At 34.1% G+C, this 16,924-nt stretch carries 16 protein-coding genes and 1 pseudogene; 4 read left to right on the top strand and 13 right to left on the bottom strand.

The genetic code is table 11. The features are described from left to right. Nucleotides 1-28: 28 nt before the first annotated feature. From K5S59_RS11590 to K5S59_RS11570, 5 genes are all read right to left on the bottom strand, one after another. A complete protein-coding gene (locus tag K5S59_RS11590; protein ID WP_000876633.1) occupies nt 29-928 on the bottom strand; it encodes a BadF/BadG/BcrA/BcrD ATPase family protein in 900 nt (299 codons plus the stop codon). Between the two features lie 18 nt (nt 929-946). After that, on the bottom strand, nt 947-2,095 hold the full coding sequence (anmK, locus tag K5S59_RS11585) for an anhydro-N-acetylmuramic acid kinase AnmK (protein ID WP_098258766.1): 1,149 nt from the start codon (nt 2,093-2,095) through the stop codon (nt 947-949). A gap of 22 nt (nt 2,096-2,117) precedes the next feature. Further along, entirely contained in the window at nt 2,118-2,384 is a 267-nt protein-coding gene (locus tag K5S59_RS11580) for a hypothetical protein (protein ID WP_001021967.1), read from the bottom strand. A 78-nt stretch (nt 2,385-2,462) separates the two neighbouring features. Further along, nucleotides 2,463-3,746: a PTS sugar transporter subunit IIC gene (locus tag K5S59_RS11575; RefSeq protein WP_120450162.1), complete on the bottom strand. Its 1,284-nt coding sequence runs from the start codon at nt 3,744-3,746 to the stop codon at nt 2,463-2,465. Between the two features lie 11 nt (nt 3,747-3,757). Further along, on the bottom strand, nt 3,758-4,063 hold the full coding sequence (locus K5S59_RS11570; protein WP_097845051.1) for a PTS sugar transporter subunit IIB: 306 nt from the start codon (nt 4,061-4,063) through the stop codon (nt 3,758-3,760). 226 nt (nt 4,064-4,289) lie between these two features. Between K5S59_RS11570 and K5S59_RS11565 the strand changes: the two genes are divergently transcribed. Next, nucleotides 4,290-5,849, top strand: coding sequence for a glycoside hydrolase family 10-like protein (locus tag K5S59_RS11565; RefSeq protein ID WP_098258765.1), 1,560 nt, complete (start codon nt 4,290-4,292; stop codon nt 5,847-5,849). Nucleotides 5,850-5,905: 56 nt separating this feature from the next. Here the strand turns inward: K5S59_RS11565 and K5S59_RS11560 are convergent, their stop codons facing one another. The 3 genes from K5S59_RS11560 to K5S59_RS11550 form a co-directional block, all read right to left on the bottom strand. Beyond that, nucleotides 5,906-6,739: a DUF3974 domain-containing protein gene (locus K5S59_RS11560; RefSeq protein ID WP_097845053.1), complete on the bottom strand. Its 834-nt coding sequence runs from the start codon at nt 6,737-6,739 to the stop codon at nt 5,906-5,908. 24 nt (nt 6,740-6,763) lie between these two features. Next, nucleotides 6,764-7,876, bottom strand: coding sequence for a toxic anion resistance protein (locus K5S59_RS11555; protein ID WP_120450160.1), 1,113 nt, complete (start codon nt 7,874-7,876; stop codon nt 6,764-6,766). 314 nt (nt 7,877-8,190) lie between these two features. Continuing rightward, nucleotides 8,191-8,775, bottom strand: a complete 585-nt coding sequence (locus tag K5S59_RS11550) for an O-methyltransferase (RefSeq protein WP_098258764.1) — start codon at nt 8,773-8,775, stop codon at nt 8,191-8,193. 311 nt (nt 8,776-9,086) lie between these two features. Here K5S59_RS11550 and K5S59_RS11545 point away from each other — a divergent pair, with 311 nt between their 5' ends. Further along, nucleotides 9,087-9,245: a hypothetical protein gene (locus K5S59_RS11545; RefSeq protein ID WP_001100983.1), complete on the top strand. Its 159-nt coding sequence runs from the start codon at nt 9,087-9,089 to the stop codon at nt 9,243-9,245. Between the two features lie 35 nt (nt 9,246-9,280). Here K5S59_RS11545 and K5S59_RS11540 read toward each other — a convergent pair whose 3' ends face one another. The 3 genes from K5S59_RS11540 to K5S59_RS11530 all read right to left on the bottom strand — a co-directional run bounded on the left by K5S59_RS11540 (nt 9,281) and on the right by K5S59_RS11530 (nt 13,054). Beyond that, nucleotides 9,281-10,150, bottom strand: coding sequence for a sigma-70 family RNA polymerase sigma factor (locus K5S59_RS11540; RefSeq protein WP_098258763.1), 870 nt, complete (start codon nt 10,148-10,150; stop codon nt 9,281-9,283). Beyond that, entirely contained in the window at nt 10,128-11,438 is a 1,311-nt protein-coding gene (locus K5S59_RS11535; protein ID WP_098258762.1) for a phytoene desaturase family protein, read from the bottom strand. The genes K5S59_RS11540 and K5S59_RS11535 overlap by 23 nt, the downstream gene beginning before the upstream one ends. A gap of 83 nt (nt 11,439-11,521) precedes the next feature. Beyond that, nucleotides 11,522-13,054 carry an SMI1/KNR4 family protein gene (locus tag K5S59_RS11530; protein ID WP_120450158.1) on the bottom strand — a complete coding sequence of 511 codons (1,533 nt, stop codon included), beginning with the start codon at nt 13,052-13,054 and terminating at the stop codon, nt 11,522-11,524. Between the two features lie 225 nt (nt 13,055-13,279). Here K5S59_RS11530 and K5S59_RS11525 point away from each other — a divergent pair, with 225 nt between their 5' ends. Next, nucleotides 13,280-13,912 (top strand): cupin domain-containing protein, encoded by a 633-nt coding sequence (locus tag K5S59_RS11525; protein ID WP_000204202.1) that lies wholly within the window; start codon nt 13,280-13,282, stop codon nt 13,910-13,912. Between the two features lie 641 nt (nt 13,913-14,553). On the opposite strand, the pseudogene K5S59_RS11520 reads toward K5S59_RS11525, so the two are convergent. Next, nucleotides 14,554-15,785, bottom strand: a pseudogene (locus tag K5S59_RS11520) (exosporium glycoprotein BclB-related protein). Nucleotides 15,786-16,263: 478 nt separating this feature from the next. Here K5S59_RS11520 and K5S59_RS11515 point away from each other — a divergent pair. Beyond that, nucleotides 16,264-16,554: a DUF4183 domain-containing protein gene (locus K5S59_RS11515; protein ID WP_001121646.1), complete on the top strand. Its 291-nt coding sequence runs from the start codon at nt 16,264-16,266 to the stop codon at nt 16,552-16,554. 61 nt (nt 16,555-16,615) lie between these two features. On the opposite strand, the gene K5S59_RS11510 is transcribed toward K5S59_RS11515, so the two are convergent. Continuing rightward, the coding region (locus tag K5S59_RS11510) for a DUF4183 domain-containing protein (protein ID WP_220784052.1) at nt 16,616-16,924 on the bottom strand (309 nt) is incomplete at its 5' end.

The following is a 16,924-nucleotide window of genomic DNA, read 5'->3' as shown; positions in this document are numbered from 1 at the left end:
TACAAATCATACAAAAATTCTCATACAATTATATTTTAAAATATTTATTCTTCATTAAATAATATGTTCCTTTCACTGCTGGCTCTGATCGTGATACAAATGTTACTTCCCCTATACTCTTCTCACAGCATTTCTTAAATTCAGCGTATATTTCTGGAACGAAACGCAATATGCTGCCACTTACTGCAATTGAAGTTGTTACATCAAACTGCATTTTATTATAAATATTCACCGTAATTTTCGTTAATTCCTTAGCCGCTTGCACTATAATTTCATGTGCATCAACATTCCCATTTCTCGCTTCCTCAATAATGAATGGTGCAATTGCTGCCACTTTATCTTTTGAAGAAGTATATACTAGTTGTTTTATATGAGACGATGTTAAAAGTTGAAACTCATCTTGAATCCTTAAACTTAATGGACAAAGTGTAACTCCTTGATCAAGTTGATTTGCCATTCTCTTTAAACCTTGTAATGCAATCCAATATCCGCTTCCTTCATCTCCTAAAATATGTCCCCATCCACCGCTATACTCGTACATTTCTCCTTTCTTTCCAAGACAAATCGCACCTGTACCACCAATTGTTAAAATTCCATCCTTCCCTTTTAAAGTAGCTGCATGTGCAATCATTGCGTCATTAAATACTTCAATTGGTGTTCCAAACTTCTTTTTTAGACGTAATGTTAATTCATTTGTATTTGCTCCACTTACACCCGCTAATCCTAAACAAATACAAACGCAATCCCCATTTAACAACCCTTTCTGGCATTGATCAATCGCTTCCATAATATGCAAAAGAGCTTCTTCAAAATCTATTAATATATTTCCAAAACCACTTGTAGCTCTTACGAATTCATTTCCGTCTTTATCAAATGCAGTTGCTTCTGTCTTCGTTCCCCCGCCGTCTACTCCAATCATATACTTCATACTTTCGCCTCATTCTCTTCAAATTGGAGGGAATGTTATGTTCCCTAAAACTACAGATTGCTTTGCACCTGTTGCACTCGGCACATTACTCGGATTACAATGATGCGTTTCGTTTGCTAAAATGGCAAAGGCGATTGCTTCCTTCGCTTCTGAAGAATAGCCTATATCTTCTTGAAGGAATAATGCACATTTTTCTTCTTTTAATCCATGCCGTATCATTTCTACAAGTGTATCATTATAACTTCCACCACCACCTAGAATTACCTCATCGATTTCATAATATGGCAAAATAAACTCCTTATAATGATAAACAATTGAACTTGCAGTAAACATCGTGACAGTCGTCAATATATTTTCTTTACTATGCTTTTCAAACCGCTTCAATAATTTACTTACAAATTCTTCTCCAAACTGTTCTCTACCAGTTGATTTCGGTGGATTCATCTTCACAAATGGATGGTTCAGACAATATGCCAAAATTTCATCTACAACTACCCCTTGATTTGCAATTTTACCATTATGATCATATGGCAACCGAAATAACCTTTGACATACTTCATCCATTATCATATTCCCTGGCCCTGTATCAAAAGCTATTACGCTCTTCTCACTTAGTTGACTTGGTATTACAGTAACATTACCAATCCCACCAATATTTTGTAGTATTCTATTTTTAGTTTGGTGACGATACAAAATAATCTCTGAATATGGTACAAGTGGTGCACCTTGTCCCCCTGCTGCCATATCCATCGTTCGAAAATTAGAGATAACCGTTGTTTTCGTTTCATACGCTATAACTGCTGGTTCTCCAATTTGTAACGTGGAAGGAATCATAGTGCCATCTTGCTTTGGCTGATGATAAATCGTTTGTCCGTGAGAACCAATTACATCTAATTGTCCCAAATGAAAATTGGCCTCTTTACAAACTTCCTTTACAGCACCTGCGAAGCATAAACCGAGTTTGAAATTTAAACTGCATATGAGTTGTACATTTGAATTTTCTATTGATAATGCCTGCTGGATCTCATTTTTCATATCATCACAAAATGGCACAGTAGTAAAATGGATTAGTTCAACTTTAGAACCTACACCGCTTCCTTCTATATGAACGAGCGCTACGTCTATTCCGTCTAACGATGTACCGGACATTATCCCTGCAATATACATAACATGCATGACCTCCCCTTTACTAAAAAACGATCATGTAAGTTACAAACGTACAACCGATCGAAAATAATATAAATCTATAAAACAACTGAGCTTTTGATGCAAACGATCCATCAATGAAAGAAACAACTACTGTAAGCAAAATACTTGCCGCAATGCTTGTAACGAGCCATATACTATACATTTGTGATAAATCTAGCATTCTTAATAAAGGTACAAAAAGTAAATTTGCACATATCACTCCAAATAATAATAAAAATACACCTTTATAACTAAATTTTATATTCATTCCATTTCACCCTCTCTGGACTTCATGTGAAAGAAGTGATAGACAAAATGCCTATCACTCAAAAATAAAATATAAAACTTACGGATTAACAGATTCCCCATCACCATTTTTCTCAATTTCAAGCATGTTTTTGTCGTACATTTTAAAGAATGGTAAATAAATAAGGAATGATATTGTTATGTTTATAAATACGAGTACAATCGCTCTCCAATCCCCACCTGTCGCTAAATATGCACCAATTGGAGCTGGTAATGTCCATGGAGGCATTATATGTGTTGGTGTAACAAACCCCATCGCAGTTGCTGAGTATGCAATAGTTGCTGTTACTAGTGGTGTAATGATAAATGGGATAATTAATATTGGGTTTAGTACGATTGGCAATCCAAAAATAACAGGTTCATTAATATTAAAAATACCAGGTACAATACAACTTCTCGATAATGCTTTCGAATATTTCGATCTACCAAATACGATCATGGCTAATACAAGTCCTAGCGTTGCGCCCGAACCACCAATCCATATAAACCATTGGTATAATGGTTCTGGTGAAATGAATGGTAACTGATTTGCGCCACTAGCAACTGCTTCACCATTTTTCCCTAAATATACTTCCCATAATGGCCGGGCAACAGTTCCAACAACCGACACACCATGAATTCCGAATGACCAAAAAAATGTAATTAAAAATACTGGAATGATTACACCGAAGTAACTATCACCAGCTTTTACTAACGGTGCCGCTAATTTATCAACTACATGATGTAAATCCATACTAAAAACGACAGTTACTAAACTCATTAAAATAATAACGAATGCAGCAGGTATAAGTGCTTCAAACGAACGTGAAACAGACGGCGGTACTTGTTCTGGCATTTTAATCATTACATTTTTCGTCTTACAAAATCTTAATATCTCAACTGATAAAATAGAAACAATCATTGTCACGAATAATCCATGACCCCCGAGATTTGTCATCGGAAGCATAAACCCTTTTTTATCAATTAATTCAGGCGTTAATGTTAATAGCAATGAACATACTGCAAGCTGTGCCCCTGATAAAGCATCTAGCTTATAACTTTTCGCTAAATTATATCCTATTCCAAACGCTATATATAAAGACATAATAAACATCGTTAAACGATATGGTATTAAAATACTTGTTTGATTTTTTAATGCCCACACGGATATGAAACTATCTTTCGGTAATGGTGGAAATGCTACGATTAAAAAGAAACTTCCTACGATGATAAATGGTAATGCTGAAATAACTCCATCACGGATTGCTTGTAAATGCCTCTGTTCAGAAAGCCTTGCCATCGGTCCAGATAAATTTTTATCAAGAAACGTGACAAACTTATTCATAACGCTTCCCCCTAACTAATTAAATCATGTACAGTTTTTAATAAAGTCGGTCCGCCAAGCGGCGTATAAGCTTGCGGCGGTATAATACCGCACGGGATAGATTCCTCTTCTGCAAATTTTTTAACTGAATCAAATCGATGTCTTACTTGAGGTGCAACCATTACAACGTCCCAGCCATTCTTCACTTCTTCTTCCACCTCATTTGTTCCAATCGCATGCACTTCCATGTTTACACCTTTTTTCTCCGCCTCTTTTTTTAAAGCGTTTACAACAATTGCACTGGACATTCCTCCAGAACAAACGAATAAAACCTTCATTTATTAATCCTCCTATACTTATCATTTATCCCCTTTGAATGAAAGGAAGTTTCACTTTACTAACAAGCATATGAAGAAGTGAAAGAATTTAGTTATGATGAAAGTAAATTTCAGTAAAAAAATTTTTCCTATTAAATTAATGTTTCAATATTTATTTTTCTCAATTGTAAGAACAACCTCCACTCAGATATCATATTAGTTAACCATATAATAGGGAGGCGTATAAATGATCGTTAAACGTTTATTAATGATATGTTGTATCGTCATCTTTTTTATTCCTTTCTCTTTCATTTCCCCTTACTCTACTTATGCTGAAGTAAATACTACGTACAAAAAGCATGAATTACGTGCTGTATGGATTGCATCTGTTCTTAATATTGATTGGCCCTCAAAAACTGGCTTACCCATCGAAAAGCAGAAACAAGAGTTTATTAGATTATTAGATGATGTAAAAAACACTGGTATGAATGCAGTTGTTGTACAAATAAAACCAACCGCTGATGCTTTTTACCCTTCCCATTACGGTCCTTGGTCTGAATACATTACAGGTACACAAGGAAAAGACCCTGGATACGACCCGCTCGCATTTATGATTGAAGAAGCACATAAAAGAAATATAGAATTCCACGCATGGATTAATCCATACCGAATAACGATGAATCACACTGATATAAATCGATTATCAGATAATCACCCTGCAAGACAACATCCGGATTGGGTTGTACCTTATGGCGGGAAGTTATATTACAACCCTGGTATTCCAGAAGTGAAAAAGTTTATAACAGAAGGTGCTTTAGAAATCGTGCAAAATTACGATGTTGACGCAATACATATGGATGATTATTTTTATCCATATAAAGTAGCAGGTGAAGAATTCCCCGATCAAAAAACGTACGAAACATATAATAACGGTAGATTTACAAATATAGAAGATTGGCGACGTGACAATGTAAATGAACTTGTCAAAGGTTTAAACACTGCTATAAAACAAGAAAAATCATACGTAAAGTTTGGTATAAGTCCGTTCGGCGTATGGCGAAATATAGCCGACGATCCAACTGGCTCTAACACAACTGCAGGTCAAAGAAACTATGATGATCTTTACGCTGATACACGTGAGTGGATACAAAAAGGATACATTGATTACATTACACCGCAAATATACTGGAATATTGGTTTCACACCAGCTGCATATGACATATTAGTAGATTGGTGGGTAAAAGAAACAAATAATAAACCGATTCACCTATACATCGGTCAGGCGGCTTATAAAATTAATAACAACTCTGTCCCCGCTTGGTCTGATCCAGAAGAATATCCAAGACAAATTGCATTAAACCGGTTATATCCTGAAATAAAAGGTAGTATGCATTTTAGCTTAAAAGATATTAACAATAATCCACTTGGAGTTAAATCTAGACTCGCAGAAGACATATATAAACATCCTGCACTAATCCCGCCTATGCCTTGGCTTGATCATGATCCACCAAAACAACCGACTTTAAAAGGGGCCATTCCAAGAGATGAAGGTATTGCTGTAGGTATCATTGATGATAGAGAGAATGACTCTGCTTATTACGCCATTTACCGTGTAAAAGGGAAAAATGAAGTGGATACAAAAAATCCAAAAAATTTACTTACTACTGTAAGAAAAACAAAGCTTGGAGAAATTTATGTAGATAAAACAGCGATTTCTGGAGAAACGTATACGTATGTAGTAACCGCAGTTGATCGATTGCATAATGAAAGTGTTGCTTCTAGTAAAACTACAGTTAAAGCAAAATAACATCTAATAAAAAAAGCGCCTTAAAAGCTAAGAACTATAGCTTTAAGGCACTTTTTTTATTTATTTTTAAACTTCTCAGTCGCTGCTCTCATCTTCACATTCAAATCGTGATCAATCGAGTCACGAATATCTCGCTCGACTACTTCCATTTCTTTTTGGAAATTTTGCAAGTAGATTTTTAATTCTTCTTCTTTTTCTGGTCGTTGTGAAGGTGGTAATTGTACGACTAACGATAGCATCGCTGTTAAATCTTTCATTAAGAACGTTTCAAGTTTATGTTGTTGTTCAAACATACGCTGCTCCTGATAATACGGCAAGGCATTTAATACTGAAATTGTAATTTCATCAACCGTTCTTTGTAATGAAGGATTTATTGAGCGTTTATACGCCTGAATTGTATTTAATGCATCTGGATATCGATCATAAAAATACAATTTATAAAACGAAAGGTCTGATGGTTTTACTGTTTGCTGCGTTTCTTGTCTTAAAAAATCTTTTACTTTCATCGCCGCTACATCAATATCTTCATTTGTAAGTTTTTTCGTTGTTTTTGCCATTACATGTACTTTTTTCTGTTTTTCTTTCGGTAACATTGAGAATACTTGCTCTCTCGTACGTTGACCCGATGCACAGAAAAGAGTGTTTAATGTATACTGTTCTTTCTTTCCTTCTGTACGAATCCAGCGATAAAAGAGCGGATGTTGTGTAAATTCTTGTAGAAACGGTAATGATTTATTCGATAACTTATCTAAAGAATCATGTGCTCTTTTATATGGTTTCGTCCATGAAAAATACAGTTTACGTCCGAAATATACAACTAAAACAACGACAGTAAATGCGATTAAAAGCAATGTACCCAATAGTACTAATACTGTTTGAATGAAACTCATTTTTTCACCTCCTCTAAAAGTCTGTTATTTCCTTGGACGCTGAATGAGTTTTTGTTTCATTTCATCATTAAATGTGTCTAATTCAATTACAAACTTCTTACTTGACTCGATAATACGTTCTGATGATTTCTCAGAAGCTTCAATCGCAGCAAATACATTTTGGAATGATTCGCGTAATTTATCCATGCTAATAGCAGGATTTTCAAGAAGTTTTGTTGTTTCTTCTGTGTTTTGTTTTAATGCTTGTGAGTTACTTAATACCATTGATTCAATTGCTTCATTTGTCGCATTCACTGCATCAATTGTTTTCCGTTGATTTGTTAATGCTAGCTGAATAGCAGCTGAAACCGTTACGACGTTTTGCGTCATCGTAATTGCATTACGAATTGCCTCTGTTAACTTTTCATTATTTTTCTTAATAATGTCTACAGATGCGATAGATTGTAATAAAACACTTTTCGCTTGCTGCATATTACGTGTACGCACGAGAATCTTTTCTAATGCATCGTTAATTAATGGAATATCTCTTTGACGTTCTGGATTTTGTTTCTCAGCTTCCAGCATGCCAGCGAGTTTTCTACCTAAGTATACTTGCTTATCAAGTGCGTGAATTTTATCGTGCGATTGCTCTTTAAGCATTTCAAGACCAACTGTATCTTCTTGTAAGTTGTCACGACCAATTAGAAGGGATCTTATAATCTCCTCAATTTGCTTATCTATAGATTGATATTTATGCACATATGTTTCAAGTCGATTTTTCTTGAATACTTTAAACATAATTTTCTTCATACCACTTGCTTTTAATGAATTTGGATCAAGCTCTGATACCACTTTGCGTAATTCTAACAATGTATTTGGAATTTCTTCGTTCTTTCCATTCATCATCGCTGTTACAGGACGTTTTAATGCTGACAACGTTTGTCCTGCTGCTTGTTGCTCTTTATCTCCTAAATCTCCTAGCTGAGACAATACTTTTGATAAATCTGTATTTTGCTCGCTATTTAACTTTTGTACATAAAGATCAGCTTCTTTATTCAGTTCCTCTAATTCTGCATCTTTTATAACTGTATCAACCACTACTTCTACATTATTATCTTTCACAATCGATACAGGTTCTTTTTTCTCGAGTTCAGTCAACAAAATCGCTCCTTTATTTATATGTGCGAATTTATATGCACTATATTTCATCTATTATATCGTATTTCATATACATTCTGATTGCTTGAAATCGATTTTTTTAGAAATGCCTGTTTATGCAGTCATTCCCTGTTTCTTACTATAAGTATACCTGTAATCAACATAATTTTCCTCAGACTTAAGACCTAGAGAATGACATGCTGAAGGCGGATTCTTAGTATATTACATATATAAATTATGTTCTTCTTATCCTATTGTACGTAATCTTTTGACATACACCCTTTTTCAATGCGATAATTAAATTGCGCTCACTCCTATTTCTTCTTGCGCGCTACAAATGCTCCATTTTGAAATGCCAATAACACCGTTTCAAACATTTCATCTTCTTCAATCATCTTTATAAACTCGGCTAACTCACTCGCATGAGAAGTAGCATTATCAACAACAAGAAAACCCTTTGGTTGTAAAATGCGCTTTATATGCTCAAGCCACCACATGTATTGCGTACGCTCTGAATCTAGGAAAATAAAATCAAATGAATAATCTAGTTGCGAATCTAAAAATGCCCCTGCTTCTTGATTATGAACATCAATCCTTTGCAAAAGGTTTGCCTTTTCAAAATTGACAAGTGCCTCTCCAACTCGTTCCGAAGAAAGCTCCACAGTTGTTACATTTCCATTTGTTTCTTCTACCGCGTTAGCTAACCACAATGTAGAATAGCCATTAGAAGTTCCAATTTCTAAAATTTTTTTTGCACTACATCCTCTTACTAAAATTGATAAAAATTGCCCCATTTCACGAGAAATATTCCGTAATTTTTCTTCCCGTGTTTTTTTATTTCGATCATGCTCTTCTCCATATTGTTCAAGTTGAAATAATAATGAATCTAACGTATCCATTTTTTCATCGCCTTTCCAAAGCAATATGATGAAAAAGCTCTTGCTGCCCGTCTACTTTCATTATATGCGAAACGAAAATCTTTTTCTCGTTATACGACAAAGATTTAAATTTTTTTATAGCATATTGTTTCGTTTTTTGGTAAAGTTAATTTCTACGTGCAATTATTCCATTCATACTATTTTTAATTCAATTGCAGTTGTTAAATCATATAAACCCCAATTAAATGAATCGGTATTTCAAATTCAATTAAGCGCCCTTTCCGGACGCATTTTCTTTTGTTTATATATTTCTAGAAGAAAGGATGCTTACAATGAACGTGATTAGCTTAGATGCTGCTCGAAAACGAAAACAGCATAAAAAATTAATGATTACTATACCGATTATTTCACGTATTTATGAAGAAGATGGGGAAATTAAATTTGAGGTAGCCGGCGAAAAAGATGTACCTCTTGAAATGTTAGAGAAATAAAAAAAAGACGCACTTCTAAAGAAATGCGTCTTTTTTTATACTGTTACATTTAAGTGCATAAGTTTTTCAGGATTAACCATCATATAAATGTTTGAGATTTTCCCATTCTCAAATGAAAATGAAAGCACATAAGTCACTTTATTATTTACTTTAACAATAACGCCTGGGGCACCATTTACCATCTTATAATCAACATTGTACTCTTCCAGGAACTTCTTCCCAATTCCAAAGAATAAACGTATAATTCTATCTGCAGAATAGATTGGATGAATTGCAGTTGTAGCTTTACCACCACCATCAGCTTTTAATATCACGTCTGTTTTTAATACTTCTAACATGCCTTGCGCATCCCCACACTGCAATGATGATACAAATTTCTCCACATAAGCAGCCATCTTCTTCGTACTTAACTTTGACTGCTTCGGCTTATCCAAAATACTTTTTCGTGCACGTTGAAAGATTTTTCGGCAGTTCACACTACTCTTATCAACAATTGAAGCGATTTCTTCGTAATCATAACTAAAAACCTCTCTTAATATGAAAACAACCCTCTCTACCTCAGTCAATTGTTGTAAAAGTAATAAATATGCTGTAGAAATTGATTCTTTCATTACAAATGACTCTGATGGATCATCAATCTCTTCCACAAATGGCTCTGGCAACCACATTCCGACATATACGTTACGTTTATGTGCTGCCGAACGTAATTTATCAATTGAGCGGTTTGTTACCATTTTACATAAATAGGCTCTCATATTTTCTATAGATTGAACGTCCTCCATATTATTAAGCGATATAAATACGTCATGGACGATATCTTCGGCATCCATAACACTCCCAAGGATTCGGTATGCTAACGAAAATAATAATAATTGATACGTTTCATATAATTGCTCCGCTTCCATTATGAACTGCCTCACTTTCAGATTGCTTTAAAATGTGTAACGCTGCACGTTTTCCACTTGCTACCGCAGCATCAGCTAATATTTCATCATGCCCAACCCAATCTCCTGCAACGTAAACACCTGGTATTTCAGGTATATTAGGGCCTGGTTTTTCAACACGGTCAATATGAGGAAAATCATGTACTACCGTAATTTTCGGTAAATATTGCTGTGCAACAACTTCTCTTTTCCAATTCGGATGTAACAATTCCATTACATTTTCTAACTGTTCTTTATCTTCTTGAATATGATTCAGCCCTAGCACAGGGTTATGATACTTAATTAGACTCACTGCAATTGATCCATCTTCACTTAATTTAGCTGCTCTCGATTGATTCGTGAAAAATATTGGCTGATCTAATCCTAATGTAAAATGATGCAAAGGGTTCGGTAAATGTTTTAAACCGATATCTAACGCTGCCGCGGTCACTTGTATAGATTGTTCACTCCATTTTTGTAAACTTGTTCCTTCTGCACCTTTTATAATTTTACAAGCTTCTTTCGGCGGAGTTGTTACAATGACCGTACCTGCTTCAAATATTTCATCGTCAAAACATTGTATTCTTTGTTTCCCTTCACAATACTCTATTTTCAACACATTCTTTTTAGCTAGAAATTGCACACCACTAGTACTTGCAATATCCCTTAAATTTGTTATTATCGTCTCCCAACCACCATCTACATAAAGTACTCCTTCTTTCATTGAAAGCTGTATTTGCTTTAGTACGGAAGATGCTAATTGAATTGTAGGAGCATACGTATATGTTGTTGTTCGGCATAATGCATAAAATATATTTCGAACCATTGGATCTTTAATTTCATTTTCTGCCCATGTAGATAGGCTCATTTTCGGAACTTTTCCTACATCTAATTTTCCTAAATGAATCATAAGACGAGAGAACTGTACTTTTGCAGACCATGAAAGTAACGGTGTTGATAAAATTGAGCGGAAATCTGTTGGGATGGTAAAAATATCCCCTTTCCATATTCCATGTGCTTTTGTAGATGGGATTCCACCTGGAAGATTTACACCTAACTCCTGAAAAGTTTTAAACGCTTCTCCACCTCTATATAAAGCATGTGCACCAAGATTCATACAAATGCCCTTTTTATTTATAGTCATCCCTCGACCACCGAAGTGACTGGACTTTTCTAATACAATAACTTTCCTTCCAGATTTCGCTAAATATATAGATGCTGTTAATCCAGCAAGCCCACCACCAACAATTACTACATCCAAATTTTTCATAACAAAATCCCTCCTTATCCGTTCTACATACAAGACGAACGATTAACGAGGGATGTGACATTCAGTGATACATAATTTATTTTCTAATCCATTACATACTGATGCCAAATTTCTCTTTCTTCTTCACTCATTCCTCCAATTATTTTTGAAAAATCTATTTTTCTATCAAATGAGTTTTTTAACTTATAAAATTGTTCAAACGAACCTGTAAATATTTTTAATGAATGAGAACAACAAATCGTTTCAAGGTTATCAATTGTTGTGCCATCTAATTCTAATTCCTTTAGTCCTTTCATTTTACCTAATGCAGCTCCATCCTTTACTTTTGTATCTGTCAACTTTATATTTTGAATTGATGAATTGTGTTTTAAGCAATTTAAATTAGCAATGATGCTATTTTCAAATTCAATTGTTATTAATTTTTTTAAATTTTGCAATACAAGCAAATCCAATTCACTAACATTCTCTAAACTTAAAATATATAAATGCTTTAAATTATCTACTTTCGAAATCGCATAGAGCTGTTCACAATTTGAAATAAGTACTGTAAGAGATTCTAAATTTTGAAACTTCGGTAGCAACGAAAAATCTTGAATACTAGTATGTGAAATGTCTAATTTTTTTAATGATGACATTTCTACAAGTTCCGATAGAGTATTTATCTTCGTATTCTTTATATTCATTTCTTGTAAGTGCTGCAAACGTAATAATGGCGTTAAATCTTGAACCGGGTTACTTACTAAATACAACTTCTTTAAAGAATCCACTTGTTCTAATCCTGTTAAATCTTTAATTTCATTTCCAGATAAAATTAGTTCTCTCACTTCCGTACACATCTGTAACGGACTAATATCTACTAATCCATTTCCACCTAAATATAATCTCTTCTCTCTAATAAACTTGCCTGCACACTCAGGTGGACCCACTATATTTCTCCAATTCTCATCTAAACTATCGTACCAATCATTAATGTTATTTTCAGATTGAAATATAAATTGAGGATGTAAAACAGGTAATTCAATATTAAATAAAGCGTCTAAAAAGTGTATATTGTCGTTAGCACCATAACTCCAATATAAATAGTCTTCTTCTTGGTGAATGGTAAATTTTTTAACTTTTAGTGTTTGTAAAATAAATAGTAACAAGTCTGAAATTCTATTCGCAATTACATATTTTACTTCTTCATCTCGTCCAAAATTAATAACTTGTCCCACTTTCCCCTTTTGATCCGGGTCAACATCTATTCCTATATTGTTACCGCCATAATCTTTACTAATAGGTATCCAATTGTGATTCACATATCTTTCCTTAATACATTCTGCCGGTATTGAAAATGCATCAAAATTTAAAAAATCATCCTCTTCAATTCTTTTCCATATTCTCCACTCATCCAAAACTTGATTTAATGAAAGAAATGGCAAACCAAAAAATAACCCTGGTCCTGATTTATCCTCACCGTTATGTGCAAGATAAAGAGTACGTAATTCATCTGGAAACGCAATTCCCATTTCATTTTCAGCATCTTGAATTTCTTCTATTGTTGCAGGCTCATTCAAAAACAGTTGAAAGTAATTTTTTAATTCAACTTCCAACTCTTTTAAGATAGTTTGATTCATTTTCTGTACTCCCCTTATAATACAAATTAAAAAACCGCCATCTTTTACATTAATTGTAATTAATTGCACTTTTTTTCACAATGAAACTATTGTAATTATATTGAATACAAACGAACAATTTTATCACTTTACAAACCAAGAGCAGCAACGCTTTCACATTTCAATAACTAGACTCATATCCTAAATTCAAATTGCATGAAAATATAAGAAAGGCAGGTAATATAAATGACTTCTAGTATCGACTACACTTCCCCCTCAACTAATTTCACCTATGATGTAAGTAAAAGTAATTTTTTTAAAAAAGATGCCCAAAATTATATAAACGTACTTGGCGTGAAACAATTAAATACGTTAGAAAATACTTCTTTATTAGATATTTATTTAAGTACAGGAAATATTGTAGAGCCGCATATTCATCAAAATGCAGCTGAACTGGTTTACTGTATTTCCGGATCTGCTGTTGTTTCTTTACTGAATCCATTTACAAATCAAATATTAAACTTACCGATAAAACCAGGGCAAGTTGCCAACATTCCAAAAGCGTGGTGGCATTATGAAATTGCTACAACAGATAGTACTCATTTATTAGCTATTTTCGACGCCCCAACCCCAGAAGTTATTTTTGGTTCTGATATTTTAAGATTAACTCCCGCTAATATAATGGCTCATACTTACTGTCTCGATGAACAACAATGGAAACAAGCGATATCCCCTATTCAATCCACTACAGTAATTGGTCCGTCAGCAAACTGTAATCAAAACCGCGGAATGATAAATCCACCAACTCAGCCTCCTAGTCCACAACAAAATTTATATTACCAAGATTCATATTATTTCCCTCTCTACTGGGGATATTAATCTATATCATGAAAAGAACACCATTATCTCCTCGTAAAATACGTAGGAGATTTTTTATTGTATACCCTCTATTCCTATTTTTTATCGTAACAATTAATAGAGTACATACATATAATATTTATATATTTAATTGGAGGTGATAGTACTATGAGTAATTATAACTATCGAAAAAACTACTCTCATAATAAAAATAGTAGTTCATCAACATCCTCTCAGTCTTCGAATTCTCAATCTTCCAATTCCCAATCGCAAAGAGATTTAGCTGAGCAAGGCTATGTAAAGAAAAAAGGATGTAACTGCAATAAAAACAAATAGTTTATTACTAATTTGAACTATAACATTTCAACGTTCACGATAAATACCTTACTACCCTTGTATACCGTTTATGTAATGGATGAATTCTATTAAAAATAGAATTCATCTTTTTTATTTATAGGTAATTTTTTAAGCTATATAACTTATTCGATAAACAATAAAGTGTAAATCATACATTTTGATTTTCCTTTTATACCAACCTAACAATGAGGAATTTCTCAATTCATTTATCACCTATCTTCCCATAAAATATAGCCCTTCCTAATAAAATTAGGAAGGGCTATATACAAATGCCAGTTCAAATTTAAAACAGACATTGTAACAAATTAGACGATATTAATACCTGCACTTACAAATCCAGCTACTGCAGCTATTGGACTTGCTGCTGTTAACGAAACATATAACAGTATTTTATCCCCAGCTGCTACTGGAATAGCTTCAGCTATGATCCCTGATGCTGTAGAACCAATCGCTATTGCGGCAAATGCTGGTGTTAATAATAGAGGTGCACCTTGTACTGTAAACGTATTACTTGCTGGAGGTGCAGTTAATATTTGTATCTGCACTTGAACAGGTGATAATGGAGCTAATGCAGCTGTTGCACTAAAGAAACCTGCTAATGACGTAATAGTTCCTGCGCGTGGTGCTACAAATGCATAATCACCTATACCTAATGCTAATGTGATACTTGTTCCACCAGTTAAAGCTACACCAGGCTGACTAAATCCAAATCCAAGAAGAGTTCCTGTATTAGCTATTAACGCGTTAACTAACGCAGATGGTGTTGTACCTGAAGCAAATGGAATAATAGCTCCGCCACCAGTTGCTCCTGTTAAGCCTGTTGCTCCTGTTACTCCTGTTGCTCCTGTTGGACCTGTCGCTCCTGTTAAGCCTGTTACTCCTGTTGCTCCCGTTGGGCCTGTTGCTCCTGTTACTCCTGTTGCTCCACCAGTACCTGCTGGACCTGTCGCTCCTGTTGGGCCTGTTGGACCTGTTGCGCTCCTGTTGCTCCCGTTGGACCTGCTCCGGTTCCTGCTGGACCTGTTGGACCTGTTGCTCCTGTTGGACCTGTTGGACCTGTCGCCCCTGGAGTAGCATTGATTAATTGAATTAATAAATTAAAAAGAAGTTGTAAAGTTGCAGAATCAACATTTGAATTGCAGGAAATAGGGATAAGATCTAAAGCGAAGAAGAATTGTGCAAGGGCGCTATAAAATTGTTGCAATAATGTTGACAATTGTCCTAAATTAGGTGCTGGAGATTGTAATAAAACTATAATACTTTGAGTTAATTGTTTCAAAAAATTAACTTCTGGAGAAGGTAATAAGGAATTTAAGAAAATTAAAAATTGATTAAATAAATCGAGTAACACTAATCTGTTTGCATTACTTGGATTTGCAAAAAATGCTGAAATAGCTGATACTAATGAGTTTAGTAAAGTAATTAATTGACTTAATTGTTCCCTAGTAATAGGAACTGACTGTGGATTTTTACAACAATCTGCTGAAAAAACAATCGGATTGCAGTTATTATGATCAAAACAATCATTATGGTTCATTTATTTCCTCCTTACTTTTCTTATAGTTGAGTGTTTTCCTATTCTAAGTACTATAAAAGATGCGATTGAAAAAAGTAGTTGAGTTATATGTTTCTCTTAAAATAGGAAACATGAATGATAATCAAACTTGAAAACGTTATTTAATTATGTTCATGACTCACATATTAATTATATGTTTTTAATAATTGACTGCTTAGATTAAACACCTAAACTTAAGAGTTTATTTTATTTTTCCACGTTTATCTCTTAGAGCCAAAGACACATTTTAAGTTGAATACAAAACTCGAATTTACGATTAATATACATTCCGCAAGTAACAACATCATTTTTTCATATAAGTAAAGAACATTTCTTTACTAAAATTGGGCTCACCTTATAAAGGGGAAGCCGTTTCTATTATAAAAAACTCTCATACAATATAGTGGACAAGTTATTTTATACTTCGTTCTAATAAAATATTGTAAGGAGTGAGAATTAATTGCCAATCATCCAACCATTTATGGCATCTAGAAGATTTACATCTACACTAGGAGCTGGAACAGGAACAGGTGCAGCTTTTGCAATTGCCGCTACAGCTTGTTTAAACGATGCTGGTACTACTGCAACTGCTTTTCCGACTTTTACGTATTACAACTTTTATGTAAACGGCATTCTTCAACCTAGTGTGAACTCCAGTATTACTACTGGACCTACTGGTGCTATTACAATTCCTGGCGGAGATGCATTAGACGGCGGAATTCCAATTACAATCGAATTTATCGTCACTTAGTGCTAGTTACTTTAAAGTAAAACAAAAAGACAGCTTCTTTTTATTTAAGAAGCTGTCTTTTTTAATTAATAATGATAAATTGCAAAATAATTGATGAACCTTGTGATGGTGGTTGATCATCCAATAAAGTTAGCTGACCAGTACTAACTTGATAAAATGGTTGTGGTTGAAGTATTCCATTAATAAACAAGTTAATATATGAAACTTCATTAGGAGATAATATGTGAGTTGTACCATATTGAGCTATTCCATCTGAATCTGTATATATAAGTTTCTCTCCATCTGAAAAAGTGTAAAATAATAAATTAGTTGTTGTTATGGGACCAATAACTCCAGTTGGACCTGTTGTTCCCGTTGAACCTGTTACTCC

It is taken from the genome of Bacillus sp. BML-BC051, from assembly GCF_019656175.1.
GTDB lineage: Bacteria > Bacillota > Bacilli > Bacillales > Bacillaceae_G > Bacillus_A > Bacillus_A mobilis.
This window is presented reverse-complemented; position numbering and strand designations above follow the sequence as displayed.